The sequence below is a fragment of the Rhodococcus sp. MS16 genome, from assembly GCF_013277795.1.
Classification (GTDB): domain Bacteria; phylum Actinomycetota; class Actinomycetes; order Mycobacteriales; family Mycobacteriaceae; genus Rhodococcus_F; species Rhodococcus_F globerula.
The window spans coordinates 289,360-307,092 of the sequence record NZ_VBTM01000005.1 but is presented as its reverse complement, the minus strand read 5'-3'; the positions used below and the strand labels follow the sequence as shown (position 1 = coordinate 307,092).

General features: G+C 61.4%; 19 protein-coding genes. 12 read left to right on the top strand and 7 right to left on the bottom strand.

Annotation, left to right across the window (positions count from 1 at the left end; all coding sequences use genetic code 11):
• Positions 1 to 10 precede the first annotated feature (10 nt).
• Positions 11 to 298, bottom strand: coding sequence for a zinc ribbon domain-containing protein (locus FEZ60_RS14270; RefSeq protein WP_072782287.1), 288 nt, complete (start codon positions 296 to 298; stop codon positions 11 to 13).
• A 520-nt stretch (positions 299 to 818) separates the two neighbouring features.
• Between FEZ60_RS14270 and aceA the strand changes: the two genes are divergently transcribed.
• From aceA to FEZ60_RS14250, 4 genes are all read left to right on the top strand, one after another.
• Positions 819 to 2,108: an isocitrate lyase gene (gene aceA, locus FEZ60_RS14265; protein WP_003941533.1), complete on the top strand. Its 1,290-nt coding sequence runs from the start codon at positions 819 to 821 to the stop codon at positions 2,106 to 2,108.
• A gap of 185 nt (positions 2,109 to 2,293) precedes the next feature.
• Positions 2,294 to 3,190, top strand: a complete 897-nt coding sequence (locus tag FEZ60_RS14260; protein WP_033235540.1) for a 3-hydroxybutyryl-CoA dehydrogenase — start codon at positions 2,294 to 2,296, stop codon at positions 3,188 to 3,190.
• A 90-nt stretch (positions 3,191 to 3,280) separates the two neighbouring features.
• The gene (metE, locus tag FEZ60_RS14255; RefSeq protein ID WP_033235539.1) at positions 3,281 to 5,587 is read left to right on the top strand and encodes a 5-methyltetrahydropteroyltriglutamate--homocysteine S-methyltransferase; all 2,307 of its coding nucleotides are present in this window, start codon (positions 3,281 to 3,283) and stop codon (positions 5,585 to 5,587) included.
• Positions 5,588 to 5,652: 65 nt separating this feature from the next.
• Positions 5,653 to 6,693, top strand: coding sequence for an NAD(P)-dependent alcohol dehydrogenase (locus FEZ60_RS14250; RefSeq protein WP_172936335.1), 1,041 nt, complete (start codon positions 5,653 to 5,655; stop codon positions 6,691 to 6,693).
• Between the two features lie 19 nt (positions 6,694 to 6,712).
• Here FEZ60_RS14250 and FEZ60_RS14245 read toward each other — a convergent pair whose 3' ends face one another.
• Positions 6,713 to 7,525 (bottom strand): SigB/SigF/SigG family RNA polymerase sigma factor, encoded by an 813-nt coding sequence (locus FEZ60_RS14245; protein WP_033235537.1) that lies wholly within the window; start codon positions 7,523 to 7,525, stop codon positions 6,713 to 6,715.
• Positions 7,522 to 7,953, bottom strand: coding sequence for an anti-sigma factor (locus tag FEZ60_RS14240; RefSeq protein ID WP_033235536.1), 432 nt, complete (start codon positions 7,951 to 7,953; stop codon positions 7,522 to 7,524). Before FEZ60_RS14240 ends, FEZ60_RS14245 begins: the two co-directional genes overlap by 4 nt.
• Positions 7,954 to 8,308: 355 nt before the next feature.
• Between FEZ60_RS14240 and FEZ60_RS32900 the strand changes: the two genes are divergently transcribed.
• Positions 8,309 to 8,848 carry an STAS domain-containing protein gene (locus FEZ60_RS32900; protein WP_342393910.1) on the top strand — a complete coding sequence of 180 codons (540 nt, stop codon included), beginning with the start codon at positions 8,309 to 8,311 and terminating at the stop codon, positions 8,846 to 8,848.
• A gap of 92 nt (positions 8,849 to 8,940) precedes the next feature.
• Here FEZ60_RS32900 and FEZ60_RS14230 read toward each other — a convergent pair whose 3' ends face one another.
• Complete coding sequence (locus FEZ60_RS14230; RefSeq protein WP_045063920.1) at positions 8,941 to 10,212, bottom strand: glycosyltransferase; 1,272 nt, start codon at positions 10,210 to 10,212, stop codon at positions 8,941 to 8,943.
• A 118-nt stretch (positions 10,213 to 10,330) separates the two neighbouring features.
• Here FEZ60_RS14230 and FEZ60_RS14225 point away from each other — a divergent pair, with 118 nt between their 5' ends.
• Positions 10,331 to 10,759, top strand: coding sequence for a DUF6292 family protein (locus FEZ60_RS14225; RefSeq protein WP_045063918.1), 429 nt, complete (start codon positions 10,331 to 10,333; stop codon positions 10,757 to 10,759).
• A gap of 55 nt (positions 10,760 to 10,814) precedes the next feature.
• Here the strand turns inward: FEZ60_RS14225 and FEZ60_RS14220 are convergent, their stop codons facing one another.
• The gene (locus tag FEZ60_RS14220) at positions 10,815 to 11,393 is read right to left on the bottom strand and encodes a DUF2231 domain-containing protein (protein WP_045063917.1); all 579 of its coding nucleotides are present in this window, start codon (positions 11,391 to 11,393) and stop codon (positions 10,815 to 10,817) included.
• A 100-nt stretch (positions 11,394 to 11,493) separates the two neighbouring features.
• On the opposite strand from FEZ60_RS14220, the gene FEZ60_RS14215 reads away from it, so the two are divergent.
• A complete protein-coding gene (locus FEZ60_RS14215) occupies positions 11,494 to 11,715 on the top strand; it encodes a hypothetical protein (RefSeq protein ID WP_033235535.1) in 222 nt (73 codons plus the stop codon).
• Positions 11,716 to 11,742: 27 nt separating this feature from the next.
• Here FEZ60_RS14215 and FEZ60_RS14210 read toward each other — a convergent pair whose 3' ends face one another.
• Together FEZ60_RS14210 and FEZ60_RS14205 are read right to left on the bottom strand one after the other, a co-directional pair.
• Positions 11,743 to 12,597 (bottom strand): polyphosphate kinase 2 family protein, encoded by an 855-nt coding sequence (locus tag FEZ60_RS14210; RefSeq protein ID WP_033235534.1) that lies wholly within the window; start codon positions 12,595 to 12,597, stop codon positions 11,743 to 11,745.
• 49 nt (positions 12,598 to 12,646) lie between these two features.
• Positions 12,647 to 13,381: a TetR/AcrR family transcriptional regulator gene (locus tag FEZ60_RS14205; protein WP_033235533.1), complete on the bottom strand. Its 735-nt coding sequence runs from the start codon at positions 13,379 to 13,381 to the stop codon at positions 12,647 to 12,649.
• A 136-nt stretch (positions 13,382 to 13,517) separates the two neighbouring features.
• On the opposite strand from FEZ60_RS14205, the gene FEZ60_RS14200 reads away from it, so the two are divergent.
• From FEZ60_RS14200 to FEZ60_RS14180, 5 genes are all read left to right on the top strand, one after another.
• Positions 13,518 to 14,801: a DUF445 family protein gene (locus tag FEZ60_RS14200; RefSeq protein ID WP_033235788.1), complete on the top strand. Its 1,284-nt coding sequence runs from the start codon at positions 13,518 to 13,520 to the stop codon at positions 14,799 to 14,801.
• Positions 14,802 to 14,907: 106 nt separating this feature from the next.
• Positions 14,908 to 15,417 (top strand): helix-turn-helix transcriptional regulator, encoded by a 510-nt coding sequence (locus tag FEZ60_RS14195; protein ID WP_033235532.1) that lies wholly within the window; start codon positions 14,908 to 14,910, stop codon positions 15,415 to 15,417.
• On the top strand, positions 15,407 to 16,276 hold the full coding sequence (locus tag FEZ60_RS14190; RefSeq protein WP_172936334.1) for a heparin-binding hemagglutinin: 870 nt from the start codon (positions 15,407 to 15,409) through the stop codon (positions 16,274 to 16,276). The genes FEZ60_RS14195 and FEZ60_RS14190 overlap by 11 nt, the downstream gene beginning before the upstream one ends.
• A 93-nt stretch (positions 16,277 to 16,369) precedes the next feature.
• Positions 16,370 to 16,663, top strand: a complete 294-nt coding sequence (locus FEZ60_RS14185; RefSeq protein WP_033235530.1) for a DUF2516 family protein — start codon at positions 16,370 to 16,372, stop codon at positions 16,661 to 16,663.
• Positions 16,664 to 16,768: 105 nt separating this feature from the next.
• The gene (locus tag FEZ60_RS14180; protein WP_172936333.1) at positions 16,769 to 17,704 is read left to right on the top strand and encodes a diiron oxygenase; all 936 of its coding nucleotides are present in this window, start codon (positions 16,769 to 16,771) and stop codon (positions 17,702 to 17,704) included.
• Positions 17,705 to 17,733: the final 29 nt, after the last annotated feature.

Here is a 17,733-nt window from a genome sequence, read left to right as displayed (position 1 = left end):
AAGGTGATACTCAGGGGCGAGGTAGCTTGCGGTGCAACGGATTAGACGTAGTCGGGGTGACGGTGCGGCGAGTGCCCGGTAGTGAGCCGTTGACTACTGCCGGCTCATGGGCGGATCGCGCAGTGGCGTCGAGTAGTCCCATCGCGGCAGAGGATGCGTGACTCAATCTCGGTGTGGACATCACGCGTCGGGAATCAGCGGAGCATTGTGGGCACACAATCGACGAGGGGACCTCGGCCATCGCAAACGACCGTTCGAGCGGTCCGCAGCCGGTGCAGCGAAACTCGTACAGGGGCATGGCCGTCACGCTAGTGGAGGTTGGCGTCGGCGGCAGCGGAACGACGAGCCCAGGTGCACACAAGTGTGCGAAATCAGGCCGAAGCGCACGTTTCGAGGCAACTTGTGTGCAATAAATCCCGCCTGCGCACGGTGAATCTGCGAATTCCACCCAGACGGGCGTGATTGCGGTCACTTCGAGTCACAAAATGTTGCTGGGAGTGATGCTGGAGTTGCCCATCGGCGGCGCGCTTGCGTCGTCGCAGAGGGTTGCGTGCATTTCGTTCACAGCCTGCAGTTTCTTGCTACCGGCCAGTAGGAAACCTGCCCGATTGGCGAGGTTTGAACCCCTCTCGATCTTCACAGTCTTAGCAAAGTGTGTTGAAAAGCTAGCGAAGATTGGCATTAGCAACAGGTAGACGGCACTTTTTCGATGTGTCATTCTCGATGAGTACACAAAAAGGGCCTGGCAAGGATGTGAAGCAGTACGCACGTACCGCTCACAACGGGCCGGACCAGTAGATCTAAGAGATGGAGTCTTGATGTCGACCACCGGCACCCCGAAGACCGCAGCAGAGCTTCAGCAGGATTGGGACACCAACCCTCGCTGGAAGGGCGTAACTCGTAACTACACGGCCGATCAGGTCGTCAAGCTCCAGGGCACCGTCGTCGAGGAGCAGACCCTCGCTCGCCGCGGATCCGAGATCCTCTGGGATCTCGTGAACAACGAGGACTACATCAACTCCCTCGGTGCACTTACCGGCAACATGGCTGTGCAGCAGGTTCGCGCCGGCCTCAAGGCCATCTACCTCTCCGGCTGGCAGGTTGCCGGCGACGCTAACCTCTCGGGCCACACGTACCCGGACCAGAGCCTCTACCCGGCCAACTCGGTTCCGACCGTCGTTCGTCGCATCAACAACGCACTGCTGCGCGCCGACGAGATCGCCAAGACCGAGGGTGACACCTCCGTCAGCAACTGGCTCGCTCCGATCGTTGCCGACGCCGAAGCCGGCTTCGGTGGCGCTCTCAACGCTTACGAGCTGCAGAAGGCCATGATCGGCGCCGGCGCAGCAGGCGTTCACTGGGAGGATCAGCTCGCTTCGGAGAAGAAGTGCGGCCACCTCGGCGGCAAGGTGCTCATCCCCACGCAGCAGCACATCCGCACCCTGACCTCGGCTCGTCTGGCTTCCGATGTCGCGGACGTTCCGTCCGTCATCATCGCCCGCACCGACGCTGAGGCCGCAACCCTCATCACCTCCGACGTGGACGAGCGCGACCGCCCGTTCCTCGACGGAACCCGTACGGCTGAAGGCTTCTACGGCGTCAAGAACGGCATCGAGCCCTGCATCGCTCGCGCCAAGGCTTACGCACCGTACGCAGACCTCATCTGGATGGAGACCGGCGTGCCGGACCTCGAGGTTGCAAAGAAGTTCGCCGAGTCCGTTCGCAGCGAATTCCCGGACCAGCTCCTGGCCTACAACTGCTCCCCGTCCTTCAACTGGAAGGCACACCTGGACGACGCGACCATCGCGAAGTTCCAGAAGGAGCTCGGCGCGATGGGCTTCAAGTTCCAGTTCATCACGCTCGCAGGCTTCCACTCGCTCAACTACGGCATGTTCGACCTGGCCTACGGCTACGCCCGTGAAGGTATGACGGCATTCGTCGACCTGCAGGAGCGCGAGTTCAAGGCTGCCGAAGAGCGTGGCTTCACCGCCATCAAGCACCAGCGTGAGGTTGGCGCCGGCTACTTCGACACCATCGCCACCACGGTTGACCCCAACACCTCGACGGCAGCTCTCAAGGGCTCCACCGAAGAGGGACAGTTCCACTAAGAACTGACATCGGGTGGGGGAGAGGCTCGGCTTCGGGTCTCTCCCCTGCTTGTATCACCGCACTACTTCTCTTCCGTCTTCAAAGCAGTTCCGATTGCGCCGGCCATCAGCGTCGACGCGGTTCGAAGTGCTTCCACAGCTACACCTCCACCAGACAAACTCCACGAGACAAACAAGGAGCTGACGTGACCAGCGAAAAAATTCAGCGCGTCGGCGTTATCGGCGCCGGAATCATGGGTGCCGGAATCGCCGAGGTGTGCGCCCGCGCACATGTCGATGTTCTGGTCTTCGAGCAGACTCGCGAGCTTGCAGCAGCCGGGCGTTCACGCATCCTGCGTTCGCTCGACCGCGGCGTGAGCAGCGGAAAGATCACAGAACGTGAGCGTGAGCAGGCCGCATGGCGTCTGCGTTTCACCTCCGATCTGGGAGATTTCGCGGACCGCCAGCTCGTTGTGGAGGCCGTCGTCGAAGACGAGAAGATCAAGAGCGAAATCTTTGCCGAGCTCGACGCGGTCGTGACGGATCCGGATGCGGTTCTCGCGTCCAACACGTCGTCGATCCCGATCATGAAGCTGGGTATCTCGACCAAGCGTCCCGAGCGAGTCATCGGTATGCACTTCTTCAACCCGGTGCCGGTTCTGCCGCTCGTCGAACTGGTGACGACGCTCAAGACCAGCTCCACGGTGTCGCAGCGCGCCGAGGCTTTTGCCAGTGACGTCCTTGGCAAGCAGGTTGTCCGCAGTGCCGACCGCTCCGGCTTTGTCGTCAACGCACTCCTGGTGCCGTACCTGCTCTCGGCCATCCGCATGGTCGAGTCGGGCTTCGCCACCAAGGAAGACATCGACAAGGCAACGGTTCTCGGCCTCGCGCACCCCATGGGTCCGCTGGCTCTGACGGACCTGGTCGGACTCGACACCGTCAAGTCCATCGCCGACTCCATGTACGAAGAGTTCAAGGAGCCGCTGTACTCCGCCCCGCCGCTGCTCCTCCGTATGGTCGAGGCCGGTCTGACGGGTAAGAAGTCCGGCGCAGGGTTCTACGAGTACACCGACAACGGTCGTTCCGCCAAGCAGGCAAGCTAAGGCCAATGGCCCTGTGCGCCTTTCTGGTAGTTCCGGCTACCACAAAGGCGCACAGGGCGCTTGCGCCCCTCGGTTAGAAAGGTCGACCGCATGTCCAGCAGCACTGCAGCATTCGGCTCCAGCGTCCTGGGGTACCCGCGCATCGGGCCGCGGCGGGAGCTCAAGCGTGCCCTCGAGTCCTACTGGCACGGCAATTCCGACAAGGACGCACTTCTCGCGGTTGCCAAGGAACTTCAGGAATCGACCTGGAGCGAATTGGCTGCAACGGGATTGAGCCAGGTTCCCGGCAATACCTTCTCGTTCTACGATCACGTTCTCGACAACGCCTTGCTGTTCGGCGCCGTGCCCGAGCGGTTCAAGCCGCTCGAAAGCGCTTTGGACCCACTCGATTTCTACTTCACGATGGCGCGTGGACGTCCCGACTTCCCGCCCCTGGAGTTGGTCCGGTTCTTCGGCACCAACTACTACTACCGTCAGCCCGAGATCGACGCCGCCACCGAGTTCTCACTCCACTCGGAGGCGTTGCTCGACGAATTCGAGCGCGCCAAGGAACGAGGCATCGAACTGCGTCCCGTGATCATGGGACCGGTGTCGTTGCTTCTGCTCTCCAAGGTGGGGCCGGCAACCGAAGCGGTCGACGCCGATTTCACGCCGCTCGATCGACTCGACGATCTACTTCCCGTGTACGAGAAGCTGTTCGAGCAGTTGGCCAAGGCCGGTGCAACATGCGTTCAGCTGGACGAGCCTTCGGTGACGGAGGATCGCTCGGCAGAAGAGCTCGATGCGCTCAAGCGGGCGTACGAGAAGCTGTCCACCGCGCCGCTGCGTCCGCGTCTGCTGGTCACAGGACCGTACGGCAAGTTCGGCGAGGCTCTGAACATCCTGGCTGCCACCAAGATCGAGGCATTCGGACTGGACCTCGTGCACGGCCGGATCACGGCCGAAGAACTGGCTGCGGTTCCCCACATCAAGCGCAAGCGGATCTACGCCGGTGTGGTCGACGGCCGAAACGTCTGGCGAGTCGATCGTTTCAACACCTTGACGTACCTCAACGAGCTCAAGGACGTTGTCCCGGATCTTGTTGTCTCCACGTCGTCTTCGCTGCTGCACGTGCCGTACGACGTGCTCTCCGAGTACGACATCCCGGGAGACGTCGCGGACCGTCTGGCCTTTGCCAAGCAGAAGGTCGGCGAGGTCGTGACACTTGCGAAGGCCCTCACCGAAGGTCCGTCGGACAAGTGGCGCAAGCGTCCGACAAAGGTGCACTTCAAGCTCAAGCACGCCGTGCGAGCCCGGGTCAACGCAGTCAAGCCCGAAGATCGTATCCGCGCTCCGTACGAAGAGCGTCGTAAGGCCCAGCAGGAACGGTTGAACCTGCCCTTGGTGCCGGCTCAGACATTGGGCTCGTTCCCGCAGACCAACGAAATCCGCCAGGCACGTTACGAACTCGGCGAGGGTCGGTTGGAGTGGGAAGACTACTACAAGCGCATCCAGGAAGAGATCGAACGCACCATCCGCCTGCAGGAGGACATCGGACTCGACGTCCTCGTGCACGGTGAGCACGAGCGCAACGACATGGTCCAGTACTTCGCCGAACTGCTCGAAGGGTATGCCTTCACGCACAACGGTTGGGTGCAGGCATACGGATCTCGTTGCACGCGTCCGCCGATTCTCTACGGAGACATCGCGCGTCCGAAGCCGATGACGGTCGAATGGATTGCGTACGCGCAGTCGCTGACCGACAAGCCGGTCAAGGGCATGCTCACCGGACCGGTCACCATGATCGCCCGTTCTTTCGTCCGTCAGGATCAGCCGCTCTACGAAACGGCAGAGCAACTGGCCCTTGTCATTCGGGACGAAATTGCAGATCTCGAAGCGGCCGGCATCGCCATCATCCAGGTGGACGAGCCTGCAATTCGTGAACTGCTGCCGCTACGTGAGGACGGCCGGGAGGCCTACCTGGAGTGGGCCGTCGACGCGTTCCGTCTGGCAACAGGTGGAGCGAAGCCGGAAACACAGATCCACACGCATCTGACGTACTCCGCTCGGTCGTCGGTGGTCGACGCCATCGAACGGTTGGACGCCGATGTGACGGCTATCGTCGCGACCCGCTCCATCACGTGGGTGCTCGACGCACTGAAGGAAGGCGCGCTCACACACGGCGTCGGACCCGGTGTGTACGAGTCCCGTTCGGCGAGGATCCCGGATATCGACGAACTCGACGAATTGCTCACGGAGGCAAGCGAATCGATTTCTCTCGATCGTTTGTGGGCAAACCCGGACGGTGGGCTCAAGACCCGCCATCCGTGGCAGCTCGAGCCGTCACTGCGCAACTTGGTTGCGGCGGCGAGACGACTGCGTCGCCGGGCCGAGAACGCTCAGGATACCGACAACTAGACAAATCGGTACAAGAAGGGACCTGCAATTTGCAGGTCCCTTCTTGCGCGAGTAGGCATGTACCCATGGTTACTGCTGCTGCTTACGCCGCTATGTCCGCTGACGGTCCTCTGGAGAAGACCACCATCGAACGACGCGAGCTCGGTCCACTGGACATTCTCATCGACATCAAGTTTGCCGGAATCTGCCACTCCGACATCCACTCCGCCCGAAATGAGTGGGGCGGAACAAAATACCCGGTTGTCCCGGGCCACGAAATCGCGGGTGTAGTTGCCGCGATCGGCTCCGAGGTGACGACGCACAAGGTCGGCGACCGCGTGGGTGTCGGTTGTTTTGTCGACTCCTGTGGGGAATGCGACATGTGCGTCGCCGGTGAGGAGCAGTACTGCCGCACCGGAGTGACCGGCACTTACAACGCCAAGGGTCGCGACGGCGAGCGCACCCAAGGTGGGTATGCGACGTCCATCGTCGTCAACGAACACTTTGTTCTTTCGATCCCCGACGGCATCGAACTCGATGTCGCGGCGCCACTTCTGTGTGCAGGTATCACGTTGTACTCGCCGCTACGGCACTGGAAAACCGGACCGGGCACGAAGGTTGCGATCATCGGCTTCGGTGGTCTCGGCCACGTCGGTGTGAAGATTGCCAAAGCGATGGGGGCCGAGGTCACCGTCCTGAGTCAATCACTGAGCAAGCAGGACGACGGTCTGCGTTTCGGTGCGGATCACTACTACGCCACCAAGGACCCCGGAACGTTCAAGGAATTGCGTGGACAGTTCGATCTGATTCTCAACACCGTGTCGGTCAACCTCGACATCGACGCGTACATGTCGTTGCTCGCACTCAATGGAACCTTGGTCGAATTGGGATTGCCGGAGAAGCCGATCGAGGTGCGCGCGTTCTCGCTTGCCGCGAACCGTCGTAGCCTGGCCGGCAGCATGGTCGGCGGCATTCCGCAGACGCAGGAGATGCTGAACTTCTGCGCCGAACACGGAATCGGAGCCGAGATCGAACTCATTCCGGCAAGCGAGATCAACGTCGCTTACGATCGCGTGGTCGCAAGCGACGTCCGTTACAGATTTGTCATCGACACGGCCACAATCTGATCGCGGTCGCTACTGCGGGTTAGTCGAGTTGCTCGCGAAGGCTACTGAGAGTCTTCGCGAGCAACCGCGACACATGCATCTGCGATACCCCGACCTTCTCGGCGATCTGCGTCTGCGTGAGATTGCCGAAGAACCGCAGCATCAACACGGTCCTTTCCCGGTCAGGTAGCTTCTCGAGCAGTGGCCGCAGAGCTTCGTGATTTTCGACATTTTCGAGAGCTGCGTCGTAATCGCCGAGAGTTTCCACCAGGGGAAGATCGTCGGTGTGGTTGGACGCAGCGCCGTCGACCGACACTGTTTGATAAGCGTTTCCGGCGATGAGCGCTTGGGCTACTTCTTCGCGTTCGACACCCAGCGTCGCCGCAAGTTCGTCGACGGTCGGAGCGTGCCCCAACTGCTGTGACAGCTCGCTGATCGCCTGGCCGAGTTGGAAGTGCAATTCCTTCATGCGGCGAGGAACGCGGACCGCCCAGCCGGTGTCCCGGAAGTGTCGACGGACTTCTCCCATGACAGTGGGGACGGCAAACGATACGAAGTCCGATCCACGACTGACATCGAACCGGTCGACCGCATTGACCAGACCCAGCCGTGCGACCTGAACAAGGTCGTCATGTGCCTCGCCCCGGCCGTCGAAGCGCCGGGCAATGTGCTCGGCCAGCGGCAGGCAGCGCGTGATGAGCGCGGCCCGCACTCGCTCGTACTCAACTCCGTGACGATCGAGGGTGTCCAACTTCTCGAAAACGGCTATGACGTCTCGATACTCGTCTGTCGACCGACGACGCGGCCGCGGTGGGCCATGCTCGGGCGATGCCCCGCGAGCGGACGATGTCACTGGCGCCTGCCGTCGGCTTTGGTGAACTTCATAGTCGTGATGTACCCGGCGCCATTCGGATCTTCTTCTTGATCAAGGGAAATCGAGTCGGTGAGGGCGGTGAGGACGTGCCACCCGAAGGATCGCTGGTCGGCACCGTCGGACTCAGCTGTCGTGGTCGCGACCGAAATATGTAATTGGGACGCCGCGTAGACAAATCGGCACACCAGTACAGAATCGGGGAGAGCTCGGACGATGAGATGCGTACAGATCTCATCCATGGCCAGCCTGATGTCGGCGATGGCGTCGAGGTCGAAGCTCTCCTGAATCGCGACGGTCGCAGCGAGCGCCCGCAATATCGACAGTTGGTCAAGGGTTGCCCGGATTCTCAACTCGACGACGGGTTGAGTGCGATCCTGATCGGGTTCGATTGCGCTGAGATGTGGCATGAGTTCTCCGGATCGTCGTACCAGGTGCCGGCCCCGGACGCTGGTGCGGTGAACCATACCGACCGATACGATCACAGACACCCCTATACAGAAAATATCTACGCCGGTGCGCAGACGCTTAATGGGGATTACCTCCAAAGGGTGCAGTTCAAACCACAACTTTGCGCAACCTCGACCACCAGCTCGTGACGTGCGACCGAACCGAACGCTCACACCGCGCTTGTGACCTCCGTCATCTCGGGGTACTGTTCCTAACCGAGGTTGAGCACACAGCCGATGAGGGATTATCCATTATTTATGGGGCCCGATATCGCGTGCGCCCCTGGTGGATGTCCCCCGTTTCTTTGCACAGTGTATGCCGTTGCGGGATGGGAGAACCATGACTGTTGTTCCAAAATCATCTGTTCCAGGATCGCCTCTTTCCGGGCCGTCCGTCTCTGGATCGTCTGTCCCTGGGAAGGCGAACGTAGGTTCGAAACCGGGCTTTTCGTACGCAGGTCGAGGTTCGCTCGACTACGGTCCGCCGCCATCGGCGACGTCGACCGCCTCGTTTCGCGCGAACAAGGTCAGTGCCTCTACGGTCGTGATTTCGGTTCGCGGTGAAATCGACTTGTTGAGCGTCAACGCATTCCGTGATTATCTGTCCAGCCAGGTTGTGCCGGGTCGGACCCTGGTTGTCGACATGTCGGATCTCGAATTCATGGGTATGTGCGGGTTGTCGTCGTTGTCGATCCTTGCCACGCTCACCCGGGATGCCGGTGGTGCTCTTGCCTTGATCTGTGGTCGACCGGTTCAGCGTCTCCTCAGGGCCGCCGGCCAGGAATCCATGTTCGACTGCTACACCTCGTTGGAGCACGCAGTCGGCCTCGGCGAAACCAAACGTTTCCTTGCCTGAAAGCGCTGAGTCGTACGGCGTTAAGGAGTATCGGGGATACAGCGTCAAGGCGAATCGTTAAGGCGAATCGAACTTAAGGAGAATCGGGTCGCTCACCGAGCTACTTCGCTTCGGTGAGCGACTCTGTGCGCCCGCGTGCGGGGCGGCGCGGTGACGCAGCGACCATAGGTCCGCACAACTTCGCCGGCCACGTGTTCCCACGAATACGATTCGCACATCCTGGCTCTGCCCGCGCGTGAGAACAAGGCTCCTTCCTCAGCGTTGTCGAGCAGGTGCCGAACCACCCTCGCGGTCTGCTTCGGATTGTCGACCGGAACGCGGTGTCCGGTCAGTCCGTCCACCACGGTGTCGCGCAGCCCGCCGACCGGTGTTGCGACAACGGGAACACCGCAAGCCATAGCCTCGAGCGCGACGATGCCAAACGGTTCGTAGCGGGCCGTGCAGAGCAGTGCGTCCGCCGACCGCATCAACTTCGGCAGCGACTGGTGGGGAACGCGGCCGAGAAGTTTCACTCGATCTGCGACGCCCAGTCGTTCGGCGAGCTTCTGCAACTGCGTGGCGATCTCGTCGGTAGGCAGACCTGACGACGGTGGACCGCCGGCCACCACCAACTCGGTGTCGGGCAGCGACGCCAGAGCCGCTATCGCGACGTCGAATCCCTTCTGCTCTACCAACCTTCCGACGCACAACAATCGGTGCGGCGCGTTTCGTTTTGCCCGCGGCCCCTCCGGAGTGAAGTGGTCGATGTCGACGCCGGACGGAACCATGGTTGTCCGCGAGCGAGGCGAGCCGAGTCGGACGAGATCGAACACCTCGTCCGAGCTCGTCGCGATTACATGCGTCGCACCCTTCGCAACCAACTGCTCCAGATGGGAACGCTCCGAGGGGTTTTCGTCGGACAAGCCGAGATGGCGCCGTTCCGTGATACCGAGCGAATGGAATGTTTGCAAAACCGGGATGCCGAGAATCCTCGTTGCCAGTTCCGTGGCTATGCCCGACATCCAAAAATGCGCGTGCACTACGTCGGGTCGGTCCAGAGTCCACAAATTCCGTAGTTCACTACCGAATTCGCCGAGATACTGCAGTAGTTCCTTGTCGCTCAGCGCATGCAGCGGACCGGCTTCGGCATACACGACGGTATAACCACCGCGTGCGCGAACACGGTCGGGACCGTGCGCACTCTGCCGCCGCGTGTACACCGTAACGTCATGGCCCGCGCGAACGAGCGCCGAGGACAACTCGTCGACGTGCAGATGCTGGCGTCCGGCAACGGAATTGCCCACCTGAGCCAGTGGGTCCGCATTGACCGACACCATGGAGATATTGAGCATTCGTCCGGGTGCGATGGCGGGCGAATAAGTCATCTGGGCGCCTCTCGGTTGACTGTTTCGTCTTCGGATACCCCCAGTGCATGATCTGAACCGGGTTTCGCTGCGCCCCGGGATGGGCACATTTCAAACACGCAAGGTGAGGAGTGGATCGATGACCGAACAGGTACTAGTCGACGCGAGTGTGGGGCTCGGATTCCAGCGGTACATCCAGTCGGTGGCCGAGGGCGTCGGCGCAGGAATCGAGCAATGGTGCTGCCGGGGTGAGCATCCGATGGAGGCGTACATCGCCCTCGATCGAGAGGTGCCACGTTTCCCCGGCCGGGAAGTTGCATTGCTGTGGGAGGAAACATGTGGTTGGGCGTTGGCAGTGGAAACCCGATCGGGTGAGGATCTGATCGTTCTCGGATACTTCGGGGACGACGCAGTGCCCACTGCGGACGTGGTTGCGGCATTCGGTGCGAGCGTCGGCACTCCTGACGCCCGGATGCGTCGACGCGCCTCGTGGACCAACGATCGTCCGCTGGCAGATTCCGATCGGACTGCGCGCCTGCTCCGTCAATACGGTCACGACGCGAACTGATCGAATCCGCTAACTCACTACGTTCAGATCAACTAGTTCACTACGTTCAGATCAACTAGTTCACTACGTTCAGTGCCGGATCCAGGACCGGCGCTGACGCCGCCTCTGTGTCCAGATCATCCATCAGCCGGAACACGATGTGCCCGCCGATTGCGCCGCCGACACCGATGGCGCTCAGCCCGACCAGTGAAAGCAACCGCGCGAGTAGCGGAGGCGGGGAATCGTTGCTGCGCAAGAAGTACGACACCAGGAAAGCGTCGATGCCTACCGCATTGCTCGCTGCGTGGACGAGCCCGACCCGGCGCGCGATCGTGTCGCGTTCAGACCAATCGAGCCAGCCCGTGATGAGGGCGGGCGGTGTTGTGACCAGTCCGAGAAGGATCAGGTTGCGCACTGTTTTCGGGTCCCGCACAACATAATCGAACACAACGGATGCAGTCCACGCTCCGATGGGGACGGCCACCAGTGCGGGATGTAGCGGGTGCTCGACTGGTGATCCACGAAGGATCGACGCAACTTTGCGCGTAGCCGGTGAGCGTGAGGTTGCGTCGAGGATTCTGCGTTGAAGCCCTGTGGACGGACCGTCCAGTTGGTCGGCGGATTCGATTCTGCGGAAAAGGTTTCCGATATTCATGTAATTCGGCTACCCCAGGTGCCGCCGGGGAAACCCGCTTGTCGGGCTGTGTGCTCAGGCGTACGGTCGAATCGAAAGAGATCCGATCCGAGGAGCCAACATGAAGCTCAATCTCTTTGCGGCCTGGGCGTCGTACTTCCTGGTTCTAGTCACTGTGGTCTGTCTGGGCGGATTCCTCTTCGCAGCCGGATCAGGCAACGCCGGCTGGGCGCTGGTTTCCGGGTTGGCGGCAGCGGTGTCCATAGGCCTCATGATCGCGCTGTACAGCGGAACCGTTCGGCACGATCACAAGGTGCATCGGGAAACGCCCCACTTGTTCTGACTCTCCATCAGGCTGTTCTGAATTTCATCAGGACTCGGCGAGTCGAGCCTTCTCGATCTCGACGTCGAAATCGGCTGGCGGCCATGACAGGTCGAGGCTCTCGAATGCGTCGATCAACAGTTCGGTGACGGCGATGCGGCTGTACCACTTGCGATCACACGGCACGACGTACCACGGGGCGTGCTCGGTGGACGTCTTGTCGAGCATCGCCTGATAGGCCTCTTGATATGCGGGCCACAGTTTCCGTTCGGTCACGTCGCCCGGGTTGTACTTCCAGTACTTCTCTGGCCGGTCGAGTCGCTCCTGCAGACGTTTCTTCTGCTCGTCGAGCGACACGAACATCGCGACCTTGACGATGGTGGTGCCGGCGTCGACCAGTTCCTTCTCGAACTGATTGATCTCGTCGTATCGTGCTCCCCAGACATCCGGCGGCACCAGATCGTGAACTCGCACCACAAGAACGTCCTCGTAGTGGGAGCGGTCGAACACCCCGAGATAACCGCCGCGGGGGAGTTGCTTCTTGATCCGCCACAGGTAGTGATGCTGCTTTTCCTCGTCTGTCGGAACACCGAAGGACGCGTGGTCGACACCCTGTGGATCGACGTGCCCCACGACGTGGCGGACCATTCCGCCCTTGCCCGAGGTGTCCATTCCCTGCAGGACGAGGAGGACTGACCGCGAGTCACCCGAGCGACCGTTGGCATACAACATTTCCTGCAAGCCAGACAGCACGGCGCCGCGTTCTTCGAGGAGACGCTCGCCGTCAGCTTTCTTCCCGGTGAATCCCGGAGTGCTGTTGCGGTCGAGACCTTCGAGATCGAAGCCAGGCTGCGATCGAAGAATCGTCACGGCCGGTGTTTCCCACAGCGAGTCGTCTGTCATACCCGGAGACTGTGCCACAGCCGAGGTGGCCTCCGTGGGAACTTCAGGCTCAGTCGTTTTCGGGAGCGATCAGCGGATGCGGCATGGATTTGAACTTGGCCGGCGAACCCTTGACGGCGGCGATACCGGTGATGCCGCCCCACGTCATCATCGTCAAGTAGTCGATCAAGGATTCAGCGGACATCGACTTGTTGGAGATCCACCAGTGCGTCGCCAACTGAATACCGCCGACGATGCCGTACGCCCACGGCAGAGATCCGCCGGAATCCATTTCCATCTCGCGCAGACGATTGCCCAGCACCGTGGACAGGAGTTCGGCGATCATTCGCTCCGACTCGGCGACGACGTCACGACTTGCGCCGGCTCCGTTTGCCATGACATAGAGGTAGATCGCCGGGTCCGACGCAACAGTCTCGACATACGCGGTGATCGTTGCGTGTGTCAGTTCGAAATCGTCGAGTTCGTCGCTGATGGCCTGATAGATGCGCGGCGCGAGAATTGTCTCGACGTACCGCATCATCGTGGCCGTCGTCAGGTCGCTCTTATCGGTGAAGTAGCGGTAGAGAACAGTCTTGGAAACGCCGATTTCGGACGCGATCTCATCCATACCGATTTCACGGCCACGCGCCCGGATCGCTGCGATGGTGCCGTCGACAAGCTCTTCACGTCGGGCGATCTTGTGTTCGCGCCAGCGTCGTTTGCGTCCGTCGGACTTCTCGGGCTTCGTGTCAGCGACAACTGGGCCGTCTACCTGCTCGTTGTCCTGCACAGCGTTCTTAGCCACGGGGTATCTCATATCTGTGGTGCGATCCACGTCCGAGCGGTCTCATTCCGTTTCAGCTTAGTGTCCGGGGAATTACGGTGGGCACGCACCTGCGGCTTCGACGCACCAGCGACAAGCTTTCGGCACAATGGCAAGGGTGCAGCAATTGAGCCCTAACGCTTTCGACTCGACTTTCGGCGACGACGCCAAGCGTCGGGACCTCCGCAAGATGAAGTTCTTCGCGACCGGTCTCCTCGGTTTCGCGACGGTCGTCTATCTGTTCTGTCGATGGCAGGAATCACGCGGCGCGGGCGAGTGGGTCGGGTACGTGAGGGCTGCGTCCGAGGCAGGAATGGTCGGCGCGCTGGCGGACTGGTTTGCCGTCACGGCGCTGTTCCGTCACCCGATGGGCATACCGATTCCGCACACGGCGATCATCAAACGCAAGAAAGACCAGCTCGGGGCCAGTTTGAGTTCGTTTGTCGGTCAGAACTTCCTGGCCCCGGACGTTGTGTCCGCGAAGGTGCAGCAGGCACAGATCCCGCTGCGGCTCGGGACGTGGATGGCCGAGCGAGACAACGCTGCGCGTGTTGCCGCGGAGACGTCGACGATCTTGCGGGGACTGGTAGAAGTGCTGCGCGACGAGGACATCGCGCAGGTCATCGACCACACGATCGTCAAGCGGTTGGCAGAACCGATGTGGGGCCCGCCGATCGGCCGGGTACTCGGTGAGCTTCTGAAGGAGAACAAGCAACTGCCGATCATCGAACTGCTGGCCGAACGCGCTCATCAGTGGGCGCTCGGCAGTCAGGAGACCATCGACCGGGTGATCGTCCGGGACTCTCCCGCGTGGTCGCCGAAATTTGTCGATGCGATGCTCGGCGAGAAGATCTACAAGGAACTGGTCGAGTTCACGTGGAAGGTGCGGGCAAATCCCGAGCACGAGGTTCGGCTGGCGGCCAATCGCTTCCTGATCGATTTTGCGGACGATCTGCAGAACGATCCGGAGACGATCAAAAAAGCCGAGGGCATCAAGGCCGAGATCATGGGGCGAGAGGAAGTCACCGGACTCGCGTCGGCGACGTGGAAGGTCGCGAAGCGGCTGATCATGGAATCGGTCGACGATCCCAACAGCACCCTGCGGACCAAGGTTGCCGAGAACGTCGTCGGATTGGGCATCCGCCTGCGCGACGACGAGTCGATGCGAGGGAAGGTCGACGGGTGGCTGGCCGCCGGTACGACGTACATCGCGGAGAACTACACCGACGAGATCACCGGTGTCATCAGCGACACCGTCGAGCGCTGGGACGCCGAAGAAGCAAGTCGCAAGATCGAGCTTCAGGTCGGTCGTGATCTTCAGTTCATCCGCATCAACGGCACGGTGGTCGGCGCGATAGCCGGTCTGTTCATCTACACGGTGTCGACGCTGATCTTCGGCTAGTAATCGGCCCTCGAATGTGACGTGCACCCCAGTGCTAGCAGTAGTGCTTGCAATAGTTAGCACCCTCTCCTACTCTGGGAAATGTCCACAGGAAAGGGAAGACGCAATGTCTGCGAAGTCGACGAACTCCGATGAAGGAGAACGTGAATCATCCGGTGCCGCAGCCGGAGCCAGCGACTTGGCAGCGCGCGTCGTCAGCTCTGCGGCACACGACATCGGGGGATTCATTCGTGCGCAGCGCGAAGCCGCACAAGTCTCGATGCGCCAACTTGCACAGCTCGCCGGTGTAAGCAATCCGTACCTCAGCCAGATCGAACGAGGCCTACGGAAACCGTCAGCCGACGTGCTCGCGCAAATAGCAAAAGGGCTCCGAGTGTCTTCGGAAGTCCTCTACGTCCAGGCCGGATATCTCGAACAACGGCCACATAGTCCGATCCGTGACGCCGTACTCGCAGATACCTCCATCAGCGAGCGACAGAAACAAGTGCTGCTCGAGATCTACGACTCGTTCTGTCGGGAGAACGATTCGACGCGGCCCGCTGCAGTAGCCCAGAGCGCAGCTCCCACCACAATTCCGGACTCAGACCTCCCAGAAGGAGAACAACATGACCGATAAGACCGCCATCGACAACGTCAAGACCTCGATCTACGCCGCAGTCGGCGCCGGCGACCTCGTCGTCCAGGCCGTTGCCGACGTTGTTGCCCAGGTTCGTGAGCGCGCCGAGACCAGCCAGGACGAGGTCACCGGCCGCGTCGACGGTGCACGCGAAAAGTTCGCCGCAGTGCAGGGCGACGTCGTGGAAAGCGTTGAGGCTCTTCGTGAGCGTCTCGCCGGCCTGCCGTCCGAGCTGCCCGAGGAGCTTGCCGAGCTGCGCGAGAAGTTTGCACCCGACGAGCTCCGCAAGGTCGCCGAGGCATACCTCAAGGTTGCAGGCGATCTGTACAACTCGCTGGCAGAACGCGGCGAAGATGCAGTTGAGCGCATCCGCAAGCAGCCGGCCGTCGAAGAGGGCATCGCCGCTGCGGAGTCCGCTCTCGGTGACGCCGTCGAGCTGACCGAAGACGCACTCGGAACCGTTGCCCGTCAGACGCGCGCCGTGGGCGAGCAGGCTGCCAAGCTGGCCGGCCGCGCTGCCGGGCGCATCTCCGACACCGCCGAAGAGGTTGGCGAGAAGATCTCCGACGCCGGCGAGAAGATCGCCGATGTGGGCGACGAAGCTGCGCTCAAGGTCCTCGACCTCGGCGACCAGGCAGACGAGGCTTCCAAGGAAGCTGCAGCTCGCGTGACCGCTGCCGCATCCGACGTCCAGGAGCGCGCAACAGCCGCTGCCAAGAAGGCTGAACCCGCCAAGGCTGCACCGACCAAGGCTGCGCCGGCGAAGGCTGCTCCCGCGAAGGCTGCTGCCGCACCGGTGAAGGCTGCTCCGGCCAAGGCCGCTGCACCGACGAAGGCTGCACCGACCAAGAAGGCTTGATCGGCCGGCTCGACAAGTGAGAAGGCTCCTGCGCTCTCGGGTGCAGGAGCCTTCTGTTCGTGATGTCGGACTACGGAAACTAGGATGTAAGACGTGGTAGCTGTGGATGGCATTATCGGCCTGATTTTTCTCGCACTGAAGTTGCTTGCCTTGGCAGGTGCTGTCTTCGCGATCGTGCATGCCGTGCGGCAGCGCCCCGACGCGTTCACCGCAGTCAACAAGCTGACCAAGCCGATCTGGCTTGGCATCCTTGTCGTCGCGGCTTTGGTGTTGTTGGTGACGTCTCCGGTGGGAATGCTGGGCATCATCGCGGTAGTCGCAATCTGCGTCTATCTCGTTGACGTGCGGCCTCGCGTGGACGACATCCAGCGCGGTCCGCGCTGGTAGCGCGTTTTTCGCAGTTCGTCCCCACCGGGGTGGCACTATGCGGTGCTATTGTGGGTTAACGGCAGTCACACATAGATTGCCGGTCCTCGTGGGGAGTGAACTGCGATGTCTGTCGAGCATGGCCGATCGACGAACGATCGGCGCCCATCCCGACTGACGCGTGCCGGTGACCGCCAGGAAACAGCGTCCAAGCTCCTTGCCTCGGCTGCCCGCACGTCCTACGACCCGTTGATCGAAATCGACTGGGAAGCTCCCGTCCCCGGCGACCTGTACGGGATGAGCCCCGAGTGGTGCAGCCTCTACGGCACGCCGATGTGGGACGAGATGACGCATCAACAACGCATCACGCTCACCATCCACGAGGCCGCCAGCATCGCCGGCACCGGCATCTGGTTCGAAATGATCCTCATGCAGATGCTCGTCCGCGACATCTACTTCCACGATCCTTCCACGGCGCACGTGCAATTTGCGCTCACCGAAATCGCCGACGAATGCCGGCACTCCACGATGTTTGCGCGCTCCGCAGCCAAATTCGGCGTCCCGTCCTACCGCCCGAAGACCTGGATCCGCACCGCCGCGCGCCCGTTCAAGGCCACGGCCACCGGATCCCTGGCCTACGGCGGAACACTCTTCGCCGAAGAAATCCTCGACATGATGCAACGCGAATTCATGCGAGACACCCGAGTGCAACCGCTCACCCGAACCGTCAGCAGAATCCACGTGGTCGAAGAAGCCCGCCACATCAGATTCGCCCGCGAGGAAACCGTCCGACGAGCAGCCAACATCACCCGGTTCCAGCAAGCCCGCGTCCGGTTCGTCCTTGCCGTCACCGCTTACTTCGTGGTCACCAGCCTCGTGAACAAGAACGTTTACGCAGCCGCCGGACTCGACGCCGAAGCGGCAATCCACGCCGCGAAGAACAATGTCCACTACCACGACATGGTGCGTCGAGGATGCGCGAATACCGTCGAGTTTCTTACCGAGGTCGGCCTGATCGGCGGCCGGTCAACGATGTTGCTGCGCCGAGCGCACATCATCTGACACCCATCATCCGTATCGATTTTCTTTCG

What these genes read in the sequence shown, in the direction of transcription:
- FEZ60_RS32900 (WP_342393910.1), top strand. Translation starts at nt 8,309, where the DNA reads ATGCCGTTGCGGGATGGGAGAACCATGACTGTTGTTCCAAAATCATCT.
- FEZ60_RS14230 (WP_045063920.1), bottom strand. Translation starts at nt 10,212, where the DNA reads ATGACTTATTCGCCCGCCATCGCACCCGGACGAATGCTCAATATCTCC.
- FEZ60_RS14240 (WP_033235536.1), bottom strand. Translation starts at nt 7,953, where the DNA reads ATGCCACATCTCAGCGCAATCGAACCCGATCAGGATCGCACTCAACCC.
- FEZ60_RS14220 (WP_045063917.1), bottom strand. Translation starts at nt 11,393, where the DNA reads ATGAATATCGGAAACCTTTTCCGCAGAATCGAATCCGCCGACCAACTG.
- FEZ60_RS14225 (WP_045063918.1), top strand. Translation starts at nt 10,331, where the DNA reads ATGACCGAACAGGTACTAGTCGACGCGAGTGTGGGGCTCGGATTCCAG.
- FEZ60_RS14195 (WP_033235532.1), top strand. Translation starts at nt 14,908, where the DNA reads ATGTCTGCGAAGTCGACGAACTCCGATGAAGGAGAACGTGAATCATCC.
- FEZ60_RS14270 (WP_072782287.1), bottom strand. Translation starts at nt 298, where the DNA reads ATGCCCCTGTACGAGTTTCGCTGCACCGGCTGCGGACCGCTCGAACGG.
- FEZ60_RS14215 (WP_033235535.1), top strand. Translation starts at nt 11,494, where the DNA reads ATGAAGCTCAATCTCTTTGCGGCCTGGGCGTCGTACTTCCTGGTTCTA.
- aceA (WP_003941533.1), top strand. Translation starts at nt 819, where the DNA reads ATGTCGACCACCGGCACCCCGAAGACCGCAGCAGAGCTTCAGCAGGAT.
- FEZ60_RS14190 (WP_172936334.1), top strand. Translation starts at nt 15,407, where the DNA reads ATGACCGATAAGACCGCCATCGACAACGTCAAGACCTCGATCTACGCC.
- FEZ60_RS14210 (WP_033235534.1), bottom strand. Translation starts at nt 12,597, where the DNA reads ATGACAGACGACTCGCTGTGGGAAACACCGGCCGTGACGATTCTTCGA.
- metE (WP_033235539.1), top strand. Translation starts at nt 3,281, where the DNA reads ATGTCCAGCAGCACTGCAGCATTCGGCTCCAGCGTCCTGGGGTACCCG.
- FEZ60_RS14180 (WP_172936333.1), top strand. Translation starts at nt 16,769, where the DNA reads ATGTCTGTCGAGCATGGCCGATCGACGAACGATCGGCGCCCATCCCGA.
- FEZ60_RS14250 (WP_172936335.1), top strand. Translation starts at nt 5,653, where the DNA reads ATGGTTACTGCTGCTGCTTACGCCGCTATGTCCGCTGACGGTCCTCTG.